Below are 20,981 nucleotides of genomic sequence, written 5' to 3'. Positions count from 1 at the left end.
GGCTGCGTGTGGCAGGTCTTAAACAACTGAACTGGGCTAGCGAAGGAGTGGGGGCAACAGCAGCTGCGCTGGTAGACTTATCCACAGTTGCTGGTAACAAAATCAGCAATCCGCCCTGGGTCAAATTTCAATCGGCAGGGTGGGTCAATTTTCCATCAGCGCCAACAGACCGGGCCTTTTGAATCCAGATAAAACGCCTGTTCTCGTTGCTGCTCTGCCTCTTCCAGCAACCCCTGTTCGCTGCGCAGGGGGCGATCGCCACGCACGATCGTTATCCCTTGCGCGGCAACACCCTCGTCCATAAATACCCTGGCTTCTGGATCGACCTGGCCAACGCCTACCGAGCCATGGTCAAGGAATGCTGAAATCAGACTTTACTTTGCCATCGCACGATATCGGCCTGGACTTATGCCTGTGTTGCGTTTGAACGCTATGCTGAATGCCGTATCGGATAGATAGCCAATGCGCTGCGCAATATCTGCAAGAGATTCGCTGGTATCTTGCAATGCGGTGGCGGCCAGGGTCATGCGCCAATGCTGCAAGTAGTCAAGAGGCGCTTGGCCGACCAATGCACGAAACCGGTTCGCAAAGGACGTTCTCGACATGGCGACGTGACTGGCCAGATTTTCAAGTGTCCATTTCCTGCCGGGCTCTTCGTGCATCGCCGATAATGCTTTGCCGATCTTCGGATCAGCCAGCGCGCCGAGCCACCCCTTCGGTGGCGATGCCGTGCTGAGAAAGGTTCGCAGCACATGGATCACGGCAAGCGCGGCAAGACTACTGCGCGCCATCTCTGCACCCGGATAGAACTGACTGGATTCCAGCCGCAATAGATCGAGCACACTGGACAATGCAGTTGCACCGATCTCCGTTGCGCGGAGATGGATCAGAGGCGGGAGATGGAGCATCAGGCGATTGGATAAATCGCTCTCGAATGTGAACCGACCACTGGCCAAACTAACCGGGACTCCCCCTCCTGGACAGTCATATCGGGCAATTCCGTCTTCACCGCGCATCGTGCGAATGACGAGCACACCATCTTCAGGCTCCAGACCTGGGTCGCTTGCACAGAAAAAAGGTTGTCCATTCGTCAGCAGATAAAAATCCCCTTCTTCCAGGGTGACGGGTGCTTCCCCATCCAGCCATAGATGAACGCGACCGGTCAGCACACTGCCGAACTTAATGTGCCGGTACGCAGGGAAGTGCAAGGCCCAATCGCCCCGCCCTTCGAATCGGGTGGATAGCATGCTGCTCACCCTCAAGGTCGAAAGCACACTCGAAAGCGCATCCATATTTGTACGATCTAATAGAAATTCAGGCTTTTTCATTATACACATGACTTCAATATCAGCTCATCATCACCGAAATTCATGTTCTGACTGAGGATGTCATGAAAGCTTGGCAACTCGAAAAACTGGGCGGATCGCTACAACGGGTGGATCTCCCTATGCCGCAATTGCGCGCGGGAACCGTGATCGTCCGCATGGAAGCTTCCATGCTGATGTCGTACATGGATGCCTACGCCGCAGGAAAATTGCCCCTCTACCACGCACCAGACAAACCCTTCATTCCGGGCGGTAACGGCATCGGTGTCATCCACGCCGTAGGGTCAGACGTCTGGCACTTGCAGCCTGGCCAGCGGGTGGTGATCTCAGCGCATATGGTTGCGCAGGAAAATGTCGCCGAACCCGGACAATTCCTGCTCGGCATCACTGCGCTTGGCGATGTCGCACGAGCGATGCAAGACGACTGGGCGAACGGCACACTGGCTGAATATGCTCTATTGCCGGCCACAAGCGTCACACCGATAGAAGGCCTGGAGGGAAGGGACGCAGCAGGCCTGGCCACTGGCATGCGCTTTATCGTGCCCTATGGTGGCTTGTTGCGCGGTCGTCTGGCAGCAGGTGAAACGCTGGTGGTTTCAGGCGCCACAGGCGCTTATGGCACCGCAGCAGTGCTGCTCGGCCTGGCAATGGGCGCAGCTCGTGTAGTGGCCGTTGGTCGCAATGCTGATGCGCTCGCAGCGATTGCCAAGGTGGCCGGCGCGCGCGTTGCGACGGTGCAAGCCACGGGCGATATCGTAACCGACACTGCCCGAATCCGGGACGCGACTGGTGGCGGCGCCGACTTGGCACTCGACATGGTGGGAGGTGCGACCACTCCGGACATGACGTTGGCGGCTCTTCGCAGCCTGCGCCGCGAGGGGCGCCTGGTCTTGATGGGCTCGATGAACGTGCCATTGCCGGTTTCCTACATGGAAATCATGTTCAACAGTTGGGAGCTCATCGGTAACTTCATGTACCCGCGCAACGCCTACCGGCGCTTGTTCGACCTTGTACGTTCCGGTCTGCTCGATCTTGATGCAATCAATACCATCACACTGCCGCACGATGAGCTTCCAAGAGGGATGCAAATGGCGGCCAACGCCAGCAGCCTCGAGTGTGTCGTTCTTTTGAACCAGACACAATCAATCCTCGCCGAATCTCCCCCATCGTCAGCAGCCCTCCTGTCAATCAAAGAAGAAGGAGCCCGGTAATGGCTACCCCCCAGGCGCCACTGAATTCAGGATTCGGATTTCATTCGACTTCAGCCGATGTCATGCAAGGCATCGAGCTCGCTGGGAACGTTGCCATCGTGACCGGCGGCTATTCCGGAATCGGTGCAGAGACAACCCGTTTCTTGTCGCAGGCAGGCGCGACCGTAGTCATTCCTGCGCATAACCTGGACAAGGCACGCCAGGCGATAGGCGATCTTCCAGGGGTCGAACTGGCACACTTGGATCTGCTGGATCGGGACTCGATAGACGCTTTCGCCGACTTGTTCTGCGGGAGCGGCAGGCCACTGCATCTGCTCATCAACAATGCGGGCATCATGGCAACACCCTTTGCACGCGATACCAGAGGCTGCGAGTCGCAACTGTCCGGCAACCATCTCGGTCACTTCCGACTGGTGCAGCGCCTATGGCCCGCGCTTCAGCGGGCACAGGGCGCACGTGTCGTAGGACTTTCATCGGGCGCACACCGACGCGCAGCCTTTGATTTCGACGACCCGAACTTTCATCGGCGCGAATACGACAGGTGGATTGCCTATGCTCAGTCCAAAACCGCTGTTGCGCTATTCGCCCTCGAACTGGATAGCCGAGGAGCATCAGAGGGTATTCGCGGTTTCTCGGTACATCCAGGTCGCATAGAGACAGGCCTGCAACGGCATATCAGTATCGCAGACTTGCAATCACTCGGTTATCGCGATGCAAAGGGCGAAATTCCTGCGCAACAGCTTCACTTGTACAAGACGGTAGCGCAGGGAGCAGCCACAACGCTGTGGTGTGCAACGAGTCCATTGTTGAATGACATGGGCGGGGTCTACTGTGAGGACTGCAATATTGCACAAAGTGTCAGTGCAGATCACACCGCGTTGACAGGCGTACTACCCTGGGCTGCCGACCCGATACTCGCTGAACGACTGTGGGCGCTAAGCGAGCGTTTGCTGGATGTTCAAACGGCAGAACAGACGCCATCTTAACCAAACGACGGGGCTGTGATCGCCCGCTCGTACGGCGCCAAACGATCCGACCAGCGCCATCAACTCAGCAAGTCCCAAGGTCTGAAACGCAAAAGCCCACCATAAAGGTGGGCTTTCGCGTTTCAGCATTTCATGAGTGCTTTTCAATGCTACGCGTAGCTTGAAGATCCATGAACCGCCTAAGTAATGGTGGGTCGTGTAGGATTCGAACCTACGACCAATTGGTTAAAAGCCAACTGCTCTACCAACTGAGCTAACGACCCGTTGGATGGCGCGTATATTACTGATTTCTCACGGGAAATCAATACCCCATCGGATTTTTTTCAAAAATAGCGTGTCGGATCGTCAACACCTGCGGCCTTGAAGCCCTCGGCGCGCAGGCGGCAGCTGTCGCACTTGCCACAGGCACGGCCGTCGTCATCGGCCTGGTAGCAGGACACGGTCAGGCTGTAGTCCACACCCCGTGCGATACCCGCCTCGACGATCTGCGCCTTGCTCAGGTTCTGCAGTGGCGCCTGGATACGGAACCCCTGCCCTTCCACACCCGCCTTGGTGGCCAGGTTGGCCATGCGCTCGAAGGCTTCCACGAACTCGGGACGGCAATCGGGATAGCCCGAGTAGTCCACGGCGTTGACGCCGATGAAGATATCGCGTGCCTGCAACACCTCCGCCCAGCCCAGGGCCAGCGACAGGAACACCGTGTTGCGTGCCGGCACATAGGTGACCGGAATCCCCTCGCTCGGCGCCTCGGGCACATCGATGCTGCTGTCGGTCAGGGCCGAGCCGCCAATACCGTCGAGGTTCAGGCCGATGACCTTGTGCTCGACCGCGCCCAGGTCACGCGCCACCCGCGCTGCGGCATTCAGCTCGGCACGGTGGCGCTGGCCGTAGTCGAAGCTCATGGTGTAGCAGCTGTAGCCTTCGGCCTTGGCCATGGCGACCACCGTGGCCGAATCCAGGCCGCCGGACAGCAGGATAACCGCACGTTTCTCAGTCATGTCATTCACTCTCTTGATCAGCGACCCGGTTCGTCGTTCCACAGCAATTTGTGCAACTGCAACTGGAAGCGTACGGGCAGGTTGTCGGCGACGATCCAGTCGGCCAGGTCGGAGGCGCTCACCTGGTGGTGGCTAGGCGAAAACAGCACCTCGCCAGCACGTTTGTCGAGGTTGTACTGGATCAGCTTGGACACCGCCCAGTCGTAGTCTTCACGGGAACAGATGACGAACTTGACCTGATCGTTGGGCGTCAGCAGCTCGATGTTCTCGTAGCGGTTGCGGTGCACCTCTTCCGACCCAGGAGTCTTGAGATCGACGACCCGACTGACACGGGTATCGACCCGGGAGATATCGAGCGCGCCACTGGTCTCCAGCGAAACCTCATAACCGGCCTCGCACAGGCGCTCGAGCAACGGCAGCGCATTGGGCTGGGCCAGGGGCTCGCCACCGGTGACGCAGACATAGCGGGGACGGAAACCGGCCACCTGTTCGAGAATATCGTCGAGGGTACGCAGGGTACCGCCGCTGAACGCGTAGGCGCTGTCGCAGTATTGGCAGCGCAGCGGGCAGCCGGTGAGGCGCACGAATACGGTGGGCAGGCCAGCCGTTCGCGTTTCACCCTGCAAGGAGTAAAAGACTTCGGTGATGCGTAATGTGTCTTGCATGCTCGCCACGGGCGTGCCAGCTATACAGGCTGACCGCCTCCGTCAGGCACTGCCGCGGACTCGACATAGCGTTATCCGCAACAGCGTGTTTACGAAAAAAGGGCAGAGATTCTAACGAAAAAACCCGCGCCAGGCGCGGGTTTCTTTCGAACGGTGAAACTCAGAGCTTTTGCATGTCACGCTGGGCCAGTTGCGCGGCGGACGTGCCGGGATACTGGGTGATGACCTGCTGCAGGATGCCCTTGACCTTGTCGGTATGGCCCATGCGGCGCTCGACGTCGGCCAGCTTGTACAGCGAGTCAGGCACCTTGCTGTGCTTGGGGTACAGCTGGCTGACCTTGGCGAATGCCTGGCCGGCGCCCTGGAGGTCGCCCTTGGCCAGATTGACTTCGCCAAGCCAGTACTGCGCGTTGCCGGCGTACTGGCTGTTGGGGTATTTGCGCAGGAAGGCACTGAAGGCCTGGCTGGCCTTGTCGAAATCCTTCTGCTTGATCAGGTCGAAAGCGGCGTCATAGAACAGCTTTTCTTTCGCCGGATCGGCCGGCTCGCCATTGGCGGCCGGTTGCTGCGCAGCGCTTGCGCCGGCAGCGGCACCTGCGGCGTCGGATGCGCCACCGGTGGAGGAATTATCGGGTGAAGCGGCAGGCGCAGCCGGAGCGGCACCGCTGTTGATGCGACGGTCCAGATCCTGGTATCGCTCCAGGTTTTCCTGCTTCATGCGCGACACATCGTTCTGCAGCTCTTCGATGATGCCTTGCTGGCGGGAGATCTGGTCCTGCATCTGTTGCAGCTGCAGGAACAGCTGACCCTGTGCAGAAGCAGGGGCCGAAGCCCCTGCCCCGGCATAGGCGCCGCTCGTGCCATAACCCGAAGGCGGATAACTGCCCCCGTTGTCATCTACTACAGGGACCGCAGCCCATACCGAGAACGGCAGGCTGAGGGCGAGGACGGTTACAACACGACGGCACATACGCATAAGAACTTACTTACGCAGTTCTACGCGACGGTTCTGAGCCCAGGACTGCTCGTCGTTGCCGGTGGCAACTGGACGCTCTTCGCCGTAGGAAACCAGTTCCAGCTGAGCAGGGGAAACGCCCTGCAGAACCAGATAGCGCTGAACGGCCTTGGCACGACGCTCGCCCAGAGCCATGTTGTACTCGCGGGTACCGCGCTCGTCGGTGTTGCCTTCCAGAACAACGCGGTTGCCGTTGGCTTTCAGGTCCTTGGCGTGAACGTCCAGGGCGCGCATGGCTTCTGGCTTCAGATCCGAGCTGTCGTATTCGAAGTAGAAGGTGGTGATTGCGCGCAGGGCGGCTTCTTCGCTCAGGGAACCGTCGACAGCGCCGGTGTTTGCACCGTAGCCAGCGTTCGGGTCAACAGCGCCTTCGCCAGCGTTGTCACCGCCCTTGGAGGAGCAACCTACAGCTACGGCCATGGCCAGAGCCAGCGCAGCGAATTTACCAAACTTCAGCATTTCCATCGTGAAACTCCTAATGAAACCCCAGTGTGTTAAGCAAAATTGTTACGCCGCAATCAGTTCAGGTAGGGGGACCAGGACGGTTCTCTGACTTCGCCTTGAGCGGTAGGAAGTGGGAGCCTCACACGGCCGTTAAGCGACACGAGCATCAAGACTCCCCGGCCCTGCTGGCGGGTTGCGTAGATTAGCATGGTGCCGTTTGGCGCAACAGTGGGAGACTCATCAAGACTTGTTTCAGAGAGAATCTTTACACTTCCCCGTTGCAAGTCCTGGGCAGCCACCTTGAAGTTGGTGAAACCTTCCTGGCGATGAATCATGACCAGGGTCTTTTCATCGGCCGACAGTTTCGGGTTGGCGTTGTAGTTGCCCACGAACGTCACGCGCTCGGCACCACCCCCGGATACCGACGTCTTGTAGATCTGTGGCTTGCCGCCACGGTCGGAGGTGAAGTACAGGGTGTTGCCGTCCTTGCCCCAGAACGGCTCGGTGTTGATGCCAGGGCCGGCGGTAACGCGGCTGATCTGGCGCGACCCCATGTTCATCACATAGATGTCCGGGTTGCCGTCCTTGGACAGCACGAAGGCCAGGCGATTGCCATCCGGCGACCAGGCCGGCGCACCGTTGAGGCCTTCGAAGTTGGTGACCTGCTCACGGCGGCCAGTATCGATGTGCTGGACGAAGATGCGCGGGCGCTTCTGCTCGAACGACACATAGGCGATGCGCTTGCCATCCGGCGCGAAACGCGGCGACAGGATAGGCTCGCGCGACTGCAGCAGGGTCACTGCACGCGCGCCGTCATAGTCGGAGCGCTGCAGGGTGTAGCGAGTGTTGTTGGTCGAGAAGCGCTCGGCCGTCACGTACAGCATACGGGTGGAGAACGCGCCCTTGATGCCGGTGAGTTTCTCGAACGACTGGTCGGCGATGTAGTGCGCCATGTCGCGCAACTGGTCGACGCCACCGCCGACGCTGCCGGTCAGCACCTGCTGCTCGGTGGCGACGTTGAACAGCGCATAGCTGATCTGCAGGCGTCCACCGGACGGCACGATGTTGCCGACCATCACGTACTGGGCGCCCAGTGCCTTCCAGTCGCGGAAGATGACTTCGCTGGCCTGGGTCGGCTGGCTGATCATGTTCTGACGCGGGATCGGCGCGTAGTAGCCGGAGTTGCGCAGGTCGTTGCCGATGATGTCGGCCATGTCCTCGGGCAGCACGCTGCCACCCTGCAGGCCGAACGGCACGACCGCGATGGGCGTGGCGCGGTCGCTGCCACTGGTGACCAGGATGTTCTTTTCCTCTGCCACCGCCATGCCTGCCACGCAGCACAGCATGACCAGCAGTCCTCTCAGACGTTTAATCACAACGCTAGATCCTCAGGTGTAAATGTCATCTTGAACGAACGATACGGATTGAATTCGTTCGGCTTCAAGCCCTGCATTTCAGTCAGTCGGCCAATGTTCTTCACCGCGGCCACGGCCGAGCTGTCGAACGGACCGTCGCCACTGGACTTGGCCACGCTCACATTGGTGATGGTGCCGTCCGGCAGCATGTTGATCTGCAGGACTACCGTCATGCCCTTGCGCGCGGAAGGCGGACGTGCCCAACCTTCTGCCGCACGCATGCGGATCAGGTCATCGAAATCACCCGCCACCTGGTCGCCCTGCTCATCGGCCAAGGCCTGCTGGCGCTCGGTGGTGTCGGACAGCAGCTCGGCCAGGGCCTGGGCTTTCTTGTCTTCCGCCGCCTTGCGGGCTGCATCCTGTGCCTTTTTCTTCTGGGCGTCCGCAGCGGCCTTCTTCTTGGCCTCTTCGGCTGCCTTCTTCTTCGCTTCCTCGGCCGCCGCGGCTTTCTTCTTGGCGTCTTCGGCGGCTTTCTTCTTCGCCTCTTCAGCGGCGGCTTTCTTGGCCTCTTCCTCAGCCTGTTTCTTGGCTTCGTCCTCGGCCTTCTTCTTGGCGATGTCGGCTTGCTGCTTCTTCGCTTCCTCGGCTTTCTTCTGCTCGGCGGCCTTTTTCGCCTCGGCAGCCTTGGCGGCGTCTTCGGCTTTCTTGGCTTCGGCGGCCTCGCGGGCTTCCTCGGCCTTTTGAGCGGCGTCGGCCTTCTTTTGTTCCGCGGCTTTCACAGCCTCCTGCTCGACCTTCTTCTGCTCCATCTGCTCGACTTCGGTCTGGCGCGAAGCCGTTTTCTTGGCTTCCCCGGCAATCTTCTGATTGGTCTGGGTGGTTGCCTGACTCTTGGACTTGAGCTGATAGAGCGTAGCCTGGACGATCGGCTTGGACGGCGGCAGCTCGGGGGTCATGGCGAAGCTGACGAACAGCAGGCCGAACACCAGCACATGCAGGCCGATGGCCCAGACACTGGGCCAGAAGTAGCTTTCCGAGGCGGATGGCTCTCGCTGTTGCATCAGGGCGCCTCGGTAATCAGGCCAACGTTACCGACACCGGCCTTCTGCAACCCGCCCATGGCGCCCATGACCGCGCCATAGTCGACGGCCTTGTCACCACGGATGAACACCTGGGTCTGCTTGCCCTGGTCGCGACCGGCAGCAATGATCTTGGTCACCGCACTGGTCATTTCAGGCAGGGTCATCGCCTTGTCCATCTGCTTGTCGGTATCGACTTCGCTGCCCAGGTTCCAGTAATAGGTCTTGTCGGCCTTGATCGAGATGGTGAGGATCTGGACGTTGTTGTCCTGCGGCAAGGCTTCGCTGGAAACCTTGGGCAGGTCGACCTTCACGCCCTGGTTGAGCATGGGTGCGGTCACCATGAAGATGACCAGCAGCACCAGCATCACGTCGATGTAGGGCACCACGTTCATCTCGGCGACCGGCTTGCGTTTGTGGCGAACTCGGGCCATGGATGTCTACCTGATCACTCTTCGCTGGTGTGTACTTTGCGGTGCAGGATTGCCTGGAACTCGTCGGCGAACGTGTAGTAACGGCCGATCAGGGTTTCACTGCGCGCGGCGAAACGGTTGTAGGCGATGACGGCCGGGATCGCGGCGAACAGGCCGATCGCGGTGGCGATCAGGGCCTCGGCGATGCCCGGTGCCACAGTGGCCAGGGTGGCCTGCTGGGCACTGGCCAGGCCGCGGAAGGAGTTCATGATCCCCCACACGGTACCGAACAGACCGATGTACGGGCTGGTGGAGCCGACGGTGGCCAGGAACGGCAGGCTCTGCTCGAGCTTCTCTTCCTCGCGGGAGATGGCCACGCGCATGGCACGGCCCACGCCTTCCATCACTGCGTCAGGATCGACACCCGGCTGCTGGCGCAGGCGCGAGAACTCCTTGAAGCCGGCGCGGAAGACCTGCTCGACACCCGAATCCGGGTCAGGGTTGCTGCCGGCCTGGCGGTACAGCTTGGACAGGTCGATGCCCGACCAGAAACGCTCTTCGAACGCGTCCAGCGCACGACGACCGGCGCGCAGCATGGTGCTGCGCTGGAAAATCATGATCCAAGAGGTCACCGAGGCTGCCACGAGGGTCAGCATCACCAGCTGAACCACCACACTGGCATTGGCGACCAGGCTCCACATGGAGGTATGGTCGACGACGTTTGCTTCCACGCTTATTCTCCTGCGTTCGATTGAGTACCCGACCCGTCCGCCATGAAAGCGTCGCGCAGTTCAGTGGGAATGGCCCGGGGTTTGAAAGTGTCGGCGCGCACGGCGGCCACCAGGAACTGCCCTTCGCAGAGCAGCGTTGCATCCTTTTCCCGCCAGACCTGCTGCACGAAGCGCAGGCTGGCGCGATTCAATTCAAGCACTTGCGCGGTCACTCGCAGCTCGTCGTCCAACCGTGCGGGAGCGTGATAGCGCGCCTCGCTGGAATGGACCACGAACAGCAGGTTCTGCCCTGCCAGTTCGGACTGGGAGAAACCCAGGTGACGCAGCCGCTCGGTGCGAGCACGTTCCATGAATTTCAGGTAGTTGACGTAATACACCACCCCACCCGCGTCGGTATCCTCGTAATAGACGCGACAGCGATGTGCGAACGGCTCCGGCCGATTTTGCGCGCGCATACTCTAGTGCTTACTCCTCAGCTTGCCAATCCGCCCGGGCAACTGTTTTTTCAGGGGGAATGTCGTATTGCCAGCTCTGTTGCAAAGCGCTGGCGCTATGACCACGAAATAACCGATTCGATCTGTCATTCATCGTCCGGATCGGAAAATTCACCGCCCTCGGCGAAACGCCCGGGGATGTTCAAGCCGAAATGCAGGTAGGCGTGACGGGTGACCACACGCCCCCGGGGTGTACGCATGATGTAGCCCTGCTGGATGAGATAGGGTTCGAGCACGTCCTCGATGGTGTGCCGCTCCTCGCTGATCGCCGCCGCCAGGTTGTCGACCCCGACCGGGCCACCGTCGAACTTCTCGATCATGGTCAGCAGCAGGCGGCGGTCGGAATGGTCGAAGCCACGCTCGTCGACATCCAGCAGGTTCAGCGCCTTGTCGGCGATATCCTTGGTGATGTGCCCCTTGCCGCGCACTTCGGCGTAGTCACGCACGCGGCGCAGCAGGCGGTTGGCGATCCGCGGCGTGCCGCGGGCGCGGCGGGCGATTTCGAAGGCGCCCTTGTCTTCGATGGCCAGGCCGAGGATGTTCGCCGAGCGGCTGACGATGGTTGCCAGGTCCTGGTTGCTGTAGAACTCCAGGCGCTGGACGATGCCAAACCGGTCGCGCAACGGGTTGGTGAGCATGCCGGCGCGCGTGGTCGCCCCCACCAGGGTGAAGGGCGGCAGGTCGAGCTTGATCGAGCGCGCGGCGGGCCCTTCGCCGATCATGATGTCGAGCTGGAAGTCCTCCATCGCCGGATAGAGGACTTCCTCGACCACCGGTGACAGGCGATGGATCTCGTCGATGAACAACACATCGTGCGGCTCGAGGTTGGTCAGCATTGCCGCCAGATCGCCCGGGCGCTCGAGGATCGGGCCGGAAGTGCTCTTGACCGACACGCCCATCTCATGGGCAATGATGTTGGCCAGCGTGGTCTTGCCCAGGCCAGGCGGGCCGAAGATCAGGGTGTGGTCGAGGGATTCGTTGCGCCCGCGGGCGGCCTGGATGAACAGGCCCATCTGCTCGCGCACCACCGGCTGGCCGATGTATTCGTCCAGGCTCAGCGGGCGGATGGCGCGGTCCTGGACCTCTTCGCGGTCGCGTCCGCTGGCAGCGATCAGGCGGTCGGCTTCGATCACTTGACGATCATCCCTTTGAGGCTGTGACGGATCAGATCCTCACTGCTCATGTTCGCCTTGTCCTTGATCGCCGACACCGCCTTGCTCGCTTCCTGCGGCTTGTAGCCCAGGGAGATCAGGGCGCTGACCGCATCGGCCTCGGCGCTGGAGTTGCTGGCCACCGGCAGCGGACCGTCGGACACCAGGGTAAACATGGCGGGCGAGGTTTCCCAGGCCTTGAAGCGATCCTTGAGCTCGACCAGCAGGCGTTCGGCGGTCTTCTTGCCGACCCCCGGCACTCGTACCAGGGCCGACGCATCCTGGGCCTGCACGCAACGCACCAGCTCGTCCACTTCCAGGCCCGACATCAGCGCCAGGGCCAGCTTGGGGCCGACGCCGTTGAGGCGGATCAGTTCGCGGAACAGTTCGCGCTCGCGCTTCTCGAAGAAGCCATAGAGCAAGTGGGCGTCTTCGCGCACCACCAGGTGAGTGTGCAGCGTTACCGCTTCACCGACCTTGGGCAGGCGGTACAGCGTCGTCATCGGCACCTCCAGCTCATAGCCCAGGCCATTGACATCGATAATCAGGTGCGGCGGCTGTTTCTCCGCCAGGGTGCCACGCAAACGTCCAATCACGTTCCGATCCTTTCTCTCGGGCGTTCGGCCTGTGACCGGACAACCCTATCAGCAAATGCGGCGGGTGAGCGTGTCACCCGGACAAAATGTGTATCAGGGCATGAAGCCGTTACAGACGCAAGCGTCCGCCACGACGACGGGCCGTGGCCAGGCCGTGGGGCACCAGGCTGGAGCGGGTATGGGCATGGCACAAGGCAATGGCCAGGGCATCGGAGGCATCGATCTGCGGCTTCTGGGTGAGCTTGAGCAGATGCATGACCATCAGCATCACCTGCTCCTTGTTCGCCCCGCCCGTACCCGCCACCGACTGCTTGACCTGGCTGGCCGTGTACTCGGCTATTTCCAGCCCCGCCTCGGCGGCAGCGACGATGGCCGCGCCCCGGGCCTGACCGAGCTTGAGCGCCGAGTCGGCGTTGCGCGCCATGAACACGCGCTCGATGCCCATGGTGACCGGACCGTGCAGGCGAATGACCTCGCTCACGCCGCGAAACACGATCTGCAGGCGCTCGTGCAGCTCACCACCACCGGTGCGGATGCAACCGGAGGCCACGTACTCGCAACCACGGGCGGTGTGGCGCACCACACCGTAGCCGGTGATGCGCGAGCCGGGGTCGATACCAAGAATCAGCGTCATAAAGCCTGCGGTTGTCTGCACGTTTGATGGGTTTCCCTGCCGCTGCGACCAGCGCGCGAGAAAACCCAGAAGGCCAAGGAAGACCTCAGCCGAGTTTTTCCATGATTTCGTCGCTGATCTGCGCATTGGAATAGACGTTCTGCACGTCATCCAGATCCTCGAGCATGTCGATCAGCTTGAGTACCTTCTGCGCGCCCTCCTCGTCCAGCTCGGCGCTGGTGGTCGGCTGCATGACGATTTCCGCATCCGCCGCCTTGAAGCCGGCCTCTTCCAGCGCAGTACGCACGGCGTAGAAGCTGTTGAACGAGGTGAACACCTCGAAGGAGCCATCATCGTTGCCGACCACATCGTCGGCATCGGCCTCCATGGCCGCCTCCATCAGGGCGTCTTCATCGACGCCCGGGGCGAAGCTGATCTGGCCCTTGCGTTCGAACAGGTAGGCCACCGAACCATCGGTGCCGAGGTTACCGCCACACTTGGTGAACGCATGACGCACGGCGGCGGCGGTACGGTTGCGGTTGTCGGTCATGGCTTCGACCATGATCGCCACCCCGCCCGGGCCGTAACCTTCGTAGCTGAGTTCCTCGACGTTGTCGCTCTCGTTGGTGCCGGCACCCCGGGCCACCGCACGATCGATGATGTCGCGACTCATGTTGGCACCCAGGGCCTTGTCCAGGGCCAGGCGCAGTCGTGGGTTGGAGGCAGGGTCGGCACCGCCCTGCTTGGCGGCGACGGTGAGCTCGCGGATCCACTTGGTGAAGATCTTGCCTCTCTTGGCATCCTGGCGTTCTTTGCGGTGCTTGATGTTCGCCCACTTGGAATGACCGGCCATAACGACTCCAAATCCTTGAAACAGAAACAGGTTCCGCCCCGAAGGGCGGAACGCGAAAAATCCTGCGCGCAAGCGCGAGGCGCCCCGATACGGGGGCGCCTGCGATCGATTACTCGACCTTGGTCTGCTCGCGCAGACGGATGTGCAGCTCGCGCAGCGCCTTGGCATCGACCTGGCCTGGGGCCTGGGTCATGACATCGGCGGCGCTCTGGGTTTTCGGGAAGGCGATCACTTCGCGAATCGACTGGGCACCGGTCATCAGCATGACCAGGCGGTCCAGGCCGAAGGCCAGGCCACCGTGAGGCGGTGCGCCGAACTTCAGTGCATCGAGCAGGAAGCCGAATTTCTCTTCCTGTTCCGCAGCCTCGATCCCCAGCAGACGGAACACGGCCTGCTGCATTTCCTTGCGGTGGATACGGATCGAACCGCCACCGAGCTCGGTGCCGTTGAGCACCATGTCGTAGGCACGCGACAGTGCGGTTGCCGGGTTGGCCTCCAGCTCCTCGGGGGTGCACTTGGGCGCGGTGAACGGGTGGTGCAGGGCGCTGAAGCTGCCGTCTTCGTTCTCTTCGAACATCGGGAAGTCGACGACCCACATCGGAGCCCACTCGCAGGTGAGCAGGTTGAAGTCGTGACCCAGCTTGATACGCAGCGCACCCAGGGCTTCGCTGACGACCTTGAACTTGTCGGCACCGAAGAACACGATGTCGCCATCGACCGCACCGACGCGATCGAGGATCACGTCGAGGTTGGCCTCGGGGATGTTCTTGACGATCGGCGACTGCAGGCCTTCGACGCCCTTGGCGCGTTCGTTGACCTTGATGTACGCCAGGCCCTTGGCACCATAGATGCCGACGAACTTGGTGTACTCGTCGATCTTGCTGCGCGGCATGGCGGCGCCGCCCGGCAGACGCAGGGCGGTGACGCGGCATTTCGGATCGTTGGCGGGGCCGGCGAACACCTTGAAGTCGACGTCCTTGAGCTGGTCGGCAACATCGACCAGCTCCAGCGGGATGCGCAGGTCTGGTTTGTCGGAGCCGTAGCGACGCATGGCCTCCTCGAAGGTCATGTGCGGGAAGTCGCCGAACTCCAGGTCCAGCACTTCCTTGAACAGCTTGCGGATCATGCCCTCGGTCAGGCCCATGATCTCGGATTCGTCGAGGAAGCTGGTCTCGATGTCGATCTGGGTGAATTCCGGCTGGCGGTCGGCACGCAGGTCTTCGTCACGGAAGCACTTGGCGATCTGGTAGTAGCGGTCGAAACCGGCCACCATCAGCAGTTGCTTGAACAGTTGCGGCGACTGCGGCAGGGCGAAGAAGCTGCCGGCGTGGGTACGGCTGGGTACCAGGTAGTCGCGCGCGCCTTCCGGGGTGGCGCGGGTCAGGATCGGCGTCTCGACGTCGAGGAAGCCGTTCTCGTCGAGGAAGCGGCGGATGCTGCCGGTGATGCGCGAGCGCAGGCGCAGCTTGTCGGCCATTTCCGGGCGACGCAGGTCGATGAAGCGGTAGCGCAGGCGGGTTTCTTCGCCGACGTCGGAATATTCGTTCAGCGGGAACGGCGGGGTTTCCGCTTCGTTGAGCACGTTCAGCTGGTAGCCGAGAATCTCGATGGCACCGGACGCCATGTTCGCATTGACTGCGCCATCCGGACGCCTGCGCACCTTGCCGGTGATCTGCACGACGTATTCGCTGCGCACGCGGTCGGCGGCGGCGAAGGTTTCGGCGCGATCGGGATCGAACACGACCTGGGCCATGCCTTCGCGGTCACGGATGTCGAGGAAGATCACCCCGCCGTGGTCGCGGCGACGATGGACCCAGCCGCAAAGGGTGACTTCCTGGCCGTCCAGGCTCTCGTTCAGTTGGCCGCAATAGTGGCTGCGCATCATGATCGTGGTTTCGCTTCTCGTGATTCGTGTATTCGGTGGCGGTCTGGCCTGCCCTGAGGGCTAGGCTCCGTGTGAAAAGCCTTGATACTCGTTCATGCTGCGTTGAAAACAGTTTCGGAATGCTCATTTACAACCCGTAAACTCCGCTTCCTCGGCTGTTTTCGCCTTGCCTGACCTTCGTCTCAAGACTTTTCACACAGACCCTAATAGTGCAAGACCCTGTCGCTGCAATTCAACTCAATCGGCCTTGTCACCGGCCAGGTTCTTCTTTGCGCCAGTCTTGAAGTCGGTTTCGTACCAGCCATTGCCGCTCAGGCGAAAGCCGGGGACCGACAGCAGCTTCTTCAGGTCTGGCGCCTGGCAGGCCGGGCAATCGGTAAGAGGCGCCGCGCTGATCTTCTGCAACACCTCCATGCGGTGGTCGCAGGAAGCACATTGGTAGTCATAAAGGGGCATGGAGGTCTCTCGTCAACCACAACGCAGGCTGCCTGGGCAGCAAAAGGCGGGATTATATATGGTTAAGCAGAGCAGTGCAGCCCGCCCGGCGATCAGTGTCCGCCGGGCGGATCGAGCAGCCAGGCCACGCAGATCACCCGGATCAGCCCGCTGAAATTGCGCACGCCACCCTGGCGCAGGTGCACTTCGCGGTCGACATAGGAGAGCACGGCGCTCACCGAACAGCGATTGGCCTGGGCAATACGTTCCAGGATCCTCCAGTACACGGCCTCCAGGCGCAGGCACGTGGCAAAACCATTGAGCCTGACCGAGCGCGACACCGGGGTCGTCTGCATCATGTCGAAATCGCTGCGAAACGGGTCCTGGCAATCCTTTGTCGGCCAACCGCCCTGTCTTCCTGCCTGCGCCATGCTTTTGCGTCCCTATCACTGATCACCGCACGCCTCGCACATGAAGCGCATGAGTGCCATCAATGAAGCGCCGTTATCTCGGCGCAGAGCAGCAGCAAGGATTTCCCACCATGAAAAAGCCCGGCATCGCTGGGCGATGCCGGGCTCGAAGGGCAAGCCTGGATGCGGATCACTTGCCGTCGAGCAGCACCCGCAGCATCCAGGCAGTCTTTTCATGGACCTGCATGCGCTGGGTGAGCAGGTCGGCGGTCGGTTCGTCGCTGACCTTGTCCACCACCGGGAAGATGCTGCGCGCGGTACGCACCACAGCCTCCTGCCCCTGGACCAGCTGACGGATCATCTCGTCGGCAGCAGGCACCCCTTCTTCCTCCTTGATCGAGGAATGACGGGCATAGAAGGCGTAAGAGCCCGGCGCTGGGAAGCCCAGGGCGCGAATGCGCTCGGCGATCGAGTCGACCGCCAGGGCCAGCTCGTTGTACTGCTCCTCGAACATCAGGTGCAGGGTGCGGAACGACGGACCGGTGACGTTCCAGTGGAAGTTGTGGGTTTTCAGATAGAGCACGTAGGTGTCCGAGAGCAGCCGGGACAACCCTTCGACGATGGACTTGCGATCTTCTTCGCTGATACCGATATCGATTGCCATGAATCTCCCCTTTCCATAAGGCTTGACGATCAAGCGGGCGCAAACACTGTATCAAGACTTGCCGCCCGTCGCATGTGACACATGGCAACGAATGGTCCGCTCGCCCCCGCGGTTTGAGAAGCCTGCGGCTTTACTGTTAAATAGGCAGTGTGCCACCCGTGCGGACTGTCATTGCCGGGTGCATAGGCCGAGCGTCACGTGACCGCGCTTCACAGCTCATGCGCACCGTGCCCTCGGCTCTTCCTGTGATCGGCCTTATCCAATACGTGAGCCAAACCATGTTCAAGATCGTCCATCTGGTGACGGGCGTTGCGGCCTTGCTGCTGTCGCTCATACCCAGCCTCAGAACCGACGCTACACCCCTGCTGCAACAACCCGAAGCGGTCTACCTCGCGCTGCTGGGCTTGCTCAACCTGATCCTGGCACCCGTGGTACCGCTTTACTACCGCGGCGCTCGCCAGCAACTGCAACACCTGGCCAACGCCCTGCTGGTACTGGCCGTCATCCTGCAGACCATCACCGTCCTTGCACGCCCTGAGCTCGGCAGCCTGTCGGCACTGCTCTGCGCGGCACTGGCCGTGATCCTGCACCTGGCTGCCGGGTTTGCCCGCAGCCCGCGCAGGTCGCGCGGTGGCCAGGCAGGCGTGACGGACACCAGCAATCGCGATACCGGCACCGTCAAGTGGTTCAACACCTCGAAAGGCTTCGGTTTCATCTCCCGCGACAGCGGTGATGACATCTTCGTGCACTTTCGCGCCATCCGCGGTGAAGGCCATCGCGTGCTGGTCGAAGGCCAGCGCGTGGAGTTTTCGGTGATGCATCGCGACAAAGGCCTGCAGGCCGAAGACGTGGTCGCGGTTTCACGCCGCTGACCGCCTGCCTCCACCGCTTTCAGTAATGAGGCGGTGGAGGCTCCTCGCCTCCGGCCCCATACTGGCCGACCATCTCTTCATGACGCTTGATCAGCTCGGCGATCTGCAACTGCAGGCGCTCGATCAAACGGTTCTGCCCGGCCACTTCGTCGTTGAGCGCCTGGATGGTGTCATCCTGAAACGCCTGGCGCATCTCCAGCTCGACGATTCTCGCTTCCAATGTCATGGCTCAGGCCTCCTGGAATCCATCAAGTTGCAGCGCACGCAGGCGCTGGCGGATCGCTTCGACCTGCGCAGGGGCATACTCGAGCGCAGGCACCTTGCCCCACACCGGAGCAGGCCAGGCCGCATCATCACGGCGGCGCACCACCACATGCATGTGCAGCTGGCTGACGACGTTACCCAGCGTGGCGACGTTCATCTTGTCTGCCGCGAACGCGTCCTTGAGCGCCTCGGCCAGCAGGGTGGTTTCCTTCCACAACTGCTGCTGGTCGGCCACGTCCAGCTGGAACAATTCGCTGACCCCGGCGCGGCGCGGCACCAGGATGAACCAGGGGTAGTTGGCATCCTTGCTCAACAACAGGCGGGACAACGGCAAATCCCCAAGCACCAGGGAATCCTGCTGCAGACGCGAATCCAGGACAAACACGGCAAACCTCCATCGAATGGCACAGCCCGACGGGTACGCGGGCAGAGACGAAGGATACCTTGCCCGCCCCCTCCCCGGCAGCCCATGAGCACATTCACACGCGTGCGCCACACGCGGTAACACAGCGCTACTTTTCGCACCAAAAAGAGGCGCAGGAAAATACGCCTGTCACACCGCTTCGGTACAAACTACTCAGCATGAACAGTCCCGGGTAACACCTTGACTTTCAAGCCAGCTTTATTTCGCGGGTGAACAGAAAAAACGCGGCATACCATCAGACAGGCGAAACCCTGTGTTTGCGCAGGTTTCAGCGCGGTTTTGCCCGATTTGTGAAAATTTCATTAACAGTGATCGTTTTTGTGCACGCTTGTTGCATTCTTTTTACGCCAAGTCGGCACGGCACCTGCATTAGCCGGTGAACGCGACAAATAACAACAGCGACAAGGGATTCACCAGGGAGCTTCGATACACCGTCACGACCTTACGGTTTCGTTACGGAGCGAGAAGCAGCGCTGGAGTGCCACGACCCGCGAATACGGGACGTGATTTGCGACATGGAAATAACTGAAAGCGACACGACCATAAACTTACCGAAAGGTTCCGTTTTTCATGTCGCCAAGAGCAGTCAGCGTGAGATACATTTTCGCCGACATAAAAAGAAAGAGCTGCCCCATATAACTAGAACACTTGGACGCAGCGGTACTCTTCCTAAACCAAAGGAGCAAATCACGATGCGCGTGATGAAGTGGAGCATGATCGCCCTGGCTGTTGCAGCGGGGACTTCCGGACTGGCAGTGGCGTCGTCGCAGGATGAATCCAAAGGGTTCGTCGACGACAGCAAGCTCAATGTAAAGATGCGTAACCTGTACTTCAGCCGTGACTTCCGCAACCGTGAAAACAATCCGCTCGGCCCAACCCAAAGCCGCGCTGCCGAGTGGGGCCAAGGCTTCATCGGTACCTTCGAGTCCGGCTTCACCCAGGGCACCATCGGTGTAGGCTTCGATGCCATCGGCCTGCTGGGTATCAAACTGGACGGCGGCAAGGGCACTTCCGGCACCGGCCTGTTCCCGACCGGCTCGGACGGCCGCTCCGAAGATGATTACTCCAAAGGCTACGGTGCGGTCAAAGCCCGCATTTCCAATACCGTGCTGAAGTTTGGTGGCCAGTTCACCGCCCTGCCAGTGTTCGCCACCGATGACAGCCGCTTGCTGCCAGAAGCCGCCGAAGGCTTCCTGCTGACCAGCAAGGAAATCGAAGGTCTGGAGCTGAACGCCGGTCACTTCACGCGTCTCGATGCCCAGGCAGCAAGCTACAAGGACAGCATCGGCGGCCTGAACAGAGCCCGCATCAAGAACCCGGGCCTGACCGAAGCCAACGTCTTCGGTGGTACCTACAGCATTACCGACGGCCTGAGCACCAGCCTCTACTACTCCAAGGTCGAAGACTACTGGCGCAAGTACTACGGTAACGTCAACTGGGCGGTACCGCTGTCGGACAAGCAAGGCCTGGTGTTCGACTTCAACATCTATGACACCAAGAGCGACGGTGCCGGCAATGTTCGCGCCTATGACGGCGACAAGCTCGACAACCGCGCCTTCAGCCTGTCCGGCGCCTACAACTTCGGCGCCCACACCTTCACCCTGGCCTACCAGAAGGTCACCGGTGACGGCGACTACGCCTATGGCGTAGACGGCGGCGGCACCATCTTCCTCGCCAACTCCATCGCCCGCTCCGACTTCAACGCCGAAGGCGAGAAATCCTGGCAGGCGCGCTACGACCTGAACTTCGCCGAGTTCGGCATTCCAGGCCTGACATTCATGACCCGTTACGCCCGTGGTACCGGCGCACACGTCGAAGGCACCGACAGCGGCAAGGAATGGGAACGCGACGTGGACATCAAGTACGTGCTGCAGGAAGGTCCAGCCAAGGACCTGAGCTTCCGCGTCCGCCAGGCCACCTACCGCTCCAGCGACGGCGTCTACTACGGTTCGGACTCCATCGACGAACTGCGCCTGATCGTCGAGTACCCGCTGAGCATCCTGTAAGCCAAAGCTTGCAATGCCCCGCACCTGAAGAAGCCCGGCATCTGCCGGGCTTTTTCTTGGCTGACAAGCCGAGCGCCCTGGGGCATCCTGTA

At 61.0% G+C, this 20,981-nt stretch carries 25 protein-coding genes and 1 tRNA gene; 5 read left to right on the top strand and 21 right to left on the bottom strand.

Annotated elements, in window-relative coordinates; translation table 11 throughout:
- The first annotated feature begins 206 nt into the window (after window positions 1-206).
- Complete coding sequence (locus AC1TXO_RS06775) at window positions 207-365, top strand: hypothetical protein (protein WP_486405595.1); 159 nt, start codon at window positions 207-209, stop codon at window positions 363-365.
- A 9-nt stretch (window positions 366-374) separates the two neighbouring features.
- Here AC1TXO_RS06775 and AC1TXO_RS06770 read toward each other — a convergent pair whose 3' ends face one another.
- Window positions 375-1,328, bottom strand: a complete 954-nt coding sequence (locus tag AC1TXO_RS06770) for an AraC family transcriptional regulator (protein WP_486405594.1) — start codon at window positions 1,326-1,328, stop codon at window positions 375-377.
- A gap of 62 nt (window positions 1,329-1,390) precedes the next feature.
- Here AC1TXO_RS06770 and AC1TXO_RS06765 point away from each other — a divergent pair, with 62 nt between their 5' ends.
- Together AC1TXO_RS06765 and AC1TXO_RS06760 are read left to right on the top strand one after the other, a co-directional pair.
- Window positions 1,391-2,536: a quinone oxidoreductase family protein gene (locus AC1TXO_RS06765; protein ID WP_486405593.1), complete on the top strand. Its 1,146-nt coding sequence runs from the start codon at window positions 1,391-1,393 to the stop codon at window positions 2,534-2,536.
- Window positions 2,536-3,522 carry an oxidoreductase gene (locus AC1TXO_RS06760; RefSeq protein WP_486405592.1) on the top strand — a complete coding sequence of 329 codons (987 nt, stop codon included), beginning with the start codon at window positions 2,536-2,538 and terminating at the stop codon, window positions 3,520-3,522. Before AC1TXO_RS06765 ends, AC1TXO_RS06760 begins: the two co-directional genes overlap by 1 nt.
- Window positions 3,523-3,709: 187 nt before the next feature.
- Here the strand turns inward: AC1TXO_RS06760 and AC1TXO_RS06755 are convergent.
- From AC1TXO_RS06755 to AC1TXO_RS06670, 18 genes are all read right to left on the bottom strand, one after another.
- A tRNA-Lys gene (locus AC1TXO_RS06755) sits at window positions 3,710-3,785 on the bottom strand.
- 60 nt (window positions 3,786-3,845) lie between these two features.
- The gene (gene queC, locus AC1TXO_RS06750) at window positions 3,846-4,520 is read right to left on the bottom strand and encodes a 7-cyano-7-deazaguanine synthase QueC (protein ID WP_486405591.1); all 675 of its coding nucleotides are present in this window, start codon (window positions 4,518-4,520) and stop codon (window positions 3,846-3,848) included.
- 17 nt (window positions 4,521-4,537) lie between these two features.
- Entirely contained in the window at window positions 4,538-5,185 is a 648-nt protein-coding gene (gene queE / locus AC1TXO_RS06745; protein ID WP_486405590.1) for a 7-carboxy-7-deazaguanine synthase QueE, read from the bottom strand.
- A 160-nt stretch (window positions 5,186-5,345) separates the two neighbouring features.
- The gene (gene ybgF / locus AC1TXO_RS06740) at window positions 5,346-6,161 is read right to left on the bottom strand and encodes a tol-pal system protein YbgF (RefSeq protein WP_486405589.1); all 816 of its coding nucleotides are present in this window, start codon (window positions 6,159-6,161) and stop codon (window positions 5,346-5,348) included.
- A gap of 6 nt (window positions 6,162-6,167) precedes the next feature.
- The gene (pal, locus tag AC1TXO_RS06735; protein ID WP_023381906.1) at window positions 6,168-6,665 is read right to left on the bottom strand and encodes a peptidoglycan-associated lipoprotein Pal; all 498 of its coding nucleotides are present in this window, start codon (window positions 6,663-6,665) and stop codon (window positions 6,168-6,170) included.
- A gap of 53 nt (window positions 6,666-6,718) precedes the next feature.
- On the bottom strand, window positions 6,719-7,990 hold the full coding sequence (gene tolB / locus AC1TXO_RS06730; RefSeq protein WP_486406805.1) for a Tol-Pal system beta propeller repeat protein TolB: 1,272 nt from the start codon (window positions 7,988-7,990) through the stop codon (window positions 6,719-6,721).
- 26 nt (window positions 7,991-8,016) lie between these two features.
- A complete protein-coding gene (tolA, locus tag AC1TXO_RS06725; RefSeq protein ID WP_486405588.1) occupies window positions 8,017-9,060 on the bottom strand; it encodes a cell envelope integrity protein TolA in 1,044 nt (347 codons plus the stop codon).
- Window positions 9,060-9,512, bottom strand: a complete 453-nt coding sequence (gene tolR / locus AC1TXO_RS06720; RefSeq protein ID WP_012315816.1) for a protein TolR — start codon at window positions 9,510-9,512, stop codon at window positions 9,060-9,062. Before tolR ends, tolA begins: the two co-directional genes overlap by 1 nt.
- A gap of 14 nt (window positions 9,513-9,526) precedes the next feature.
- Window positions 9,527-10,222 (bottom strand): protein TolQ, encoded by a 696-nt coding sequence (tolQ, locus tag AC1TXO_RS06715; protein ID WP_054890996.1) that lies wholly within the window; start codon window positions 10,220-10,222, stop codon window positions 9,527-9,529.
- A gap of 2 nt (window positions 10,223-10,224) precedes the next feature.
- The gene (ybgC, locus tag AC1TXO_RS06710; protein ID WP_486405587.1) at window positions 10,225-10,677 is read right to left on the bottom strand and encodes a tol-pal system-associated acyl-CoA thioesterase; all 453 of its coding nucleotides are present in this window, start codon (window positions 10,675-10,677) and stop codon (window positions 10,225-10,227) included.
- 125 nt (window positions 10,678-10,802) lie between these two features.
- Window positions 10,803-11,849 carry a Holliday junction branch migration DNA helicase RuvB gene (ruvB, locus tag AC1TXO_RS06705; protein WP_486405586.1) on the bottom strand — a complete coding sequence of 349 codons (1,047 nt, stop codon included), beginning with the start codon at window positions 11,847-11,849 and terminating at the stop codon, window positions 10,803-10,805.
- Window positions 11,846-12,463, bottom strand: coding sequence for a Holliday junction branch migration protein RuvA (gene ruvA / locus AC1TXO_RS06700; RefSeq protein ID WP_486405585.1), 618 nt, complete (start codon window positions 12,461-12,463; stop codon window positions 11,846-11,848). The genes ruvB and ruvA overlap by 4 nt, the downstream gene beginning before the upstream one ends.
- Window positions 12,464-12,572: 109 nt before the next feature.
- Window positions 12,573-13,097 (bottom strand): crossover junction endodeoxyribonuclease RuvC, encoded by a 525-nt coding sequence (gene ruvC / locus AC1TXO_RS06695; RefSeq protein ID WP_486405584.1) that lies wholly within the window; start codon window positions 13,095-13,097, stop codon window positions 12,573-12,575.
- 85 nt (window positions 13,098-13,182) lie between these two features.
- Window positions 13,183-13,929: a YebC/PmpR family DNA-binding transcriptional regulator gene (locus AC1TXO_RS06690; protein ID WP_486405583.1), complete on the bottom strand. Its 747-nt coding sequence runs from the start codon at window positions 13,927-13,929 to the stop codon at window positions 13,183-13,185.
- A gap of 109 nt (window positions 13,930-14,038) precedes the next feature.
- Window positions 14,039-15,814 carry an aspartate--tRNA ligase gene (gene aspS / locus AC1TXO_RS06685; protein ID WP_486405582.1) on the bottom strand — a complete coding sequence of 592 codons (1,776 nt, stop codon included), beginning with the start codon at window positions 15,812-15,814 and terminating at the stop codon, window positions 14,039-14,041.
- A 237-nt stretch (window positions 15,815-16,051) separates the two neighbouring features.
- On the bottom strand, window positions 16,052-16,270 hold the full coding sequence (locus AC1TXO_RS06680) for an FmdB family zinc ribbon protein (RefSeq protein ID WP_486405581.1): 219 nt from the start codon (window positions 16,268-16,270) through the stop codon (window positions 16,052-16,054).
- A 92-nt stretch (window positions 16,271-16,362) separates the two neighbouring features.
- Complete coding sequence (locus AC1TXO_RS06675; RefSeq protein ID WP_486405580.1) at window positions 16,363-16,680, bottom strand: ribbon-helix-helix domain-containing protein; 318 nt, start codon at window positions 16,678-16,680, stop codon at window positions 16,363-16,365.
- Between the two features lie 169 nt (window positions 16,681-16,849).
- Window positions 16,850-17,323 carry a Dps family protein gene (locus AC1TXO_RS06670; RefSeq protein WP_023381917.1) on the bottom strand — a complete coding sequence of 158 codons (474 nt, stop codon included), beginning with the start codon at window positions 17,321-17,323 and terminating at the stop codon, window positions 16,850-16,852.
- Between the two features lie 278 nt (window positions 17,324-17,601).
- On the opposite strand from AC1TXO_RS06670, the gene AC1TXO_RS06665 reads away from it, so the two are divergent.
- Window positions 17,602-18,195 (top strand): cold shock domain-containing protein membrane protein, encoded by a 594-nt coding sequence (locus tag AC1TXO_RS06665; RefSeq protein WP_486405579.1) that lies wholly within the window; start codon window positions 17,602-17,604, stop codon window positions 18,193-18,195.
- Between the two features lie 19 nt (window positions 18,196-18,214).
- Here the strand turns inward: AC1TXO_RS06665 and AC1TXO_RS06660 are convergent, their stop codons facing one another.
- Both AC1TXO_RS06660 and AC1TXO_RS06655 read right to left on the bottom strand, forming a co-directional pair.
- Window positions 18,215-18,421 carry a SlyX family protein gene (locus AC1TXO_RS06660; RefSeq protein ID WP_486405578.1) on the bottom strand — a complete coding sequence of 69 codons (207 nt, stop codon included), beginning with the start codon at window positions 18,419-18,421 and terminating at the stop codon, window positions 18,215-18,217.
- A gap of 3 nt (window positions 18,422-18,424) precedes the next feature.
- A complete protein-coding gene (locus AC1TXO_RS06655; RefSeq protein ID WP_486405577.1) occupies window positions 18,425-18,844 on the bottom strand; it encodes an HIT family protein in 420 nt (139 codons plus the stop codon).
- Between the two features lie 731 nt (window positions 18,845-19,575).
- Here AC1TXO_RS06655 and AC1TXO_RS06650 point away from each other — a divergent pair.
- Window positions 19,576-20,889 carry an OprD family porin gene (locus AC1TXO_RS06650; protein WP_486405576.1) on the top strand — a complete coding sequence of 438 codons (1,314 nt, stop codon included), beginning with the start codon at window positions 19,576-19,578 and terminating at the stop codon, window positions 20,887-20,889.
- The last annotated feature ends 92 nt before the right edge of the window (window positions 20,890-20,981 follow it).

This window comes from Pseudomonas sp. FA117, from assembly GCF_057370475.1.
Note: the sequence above shows the minus strand (reverse complement) of the source record. Positions and strands in the feature narration are given on the sequence as shown.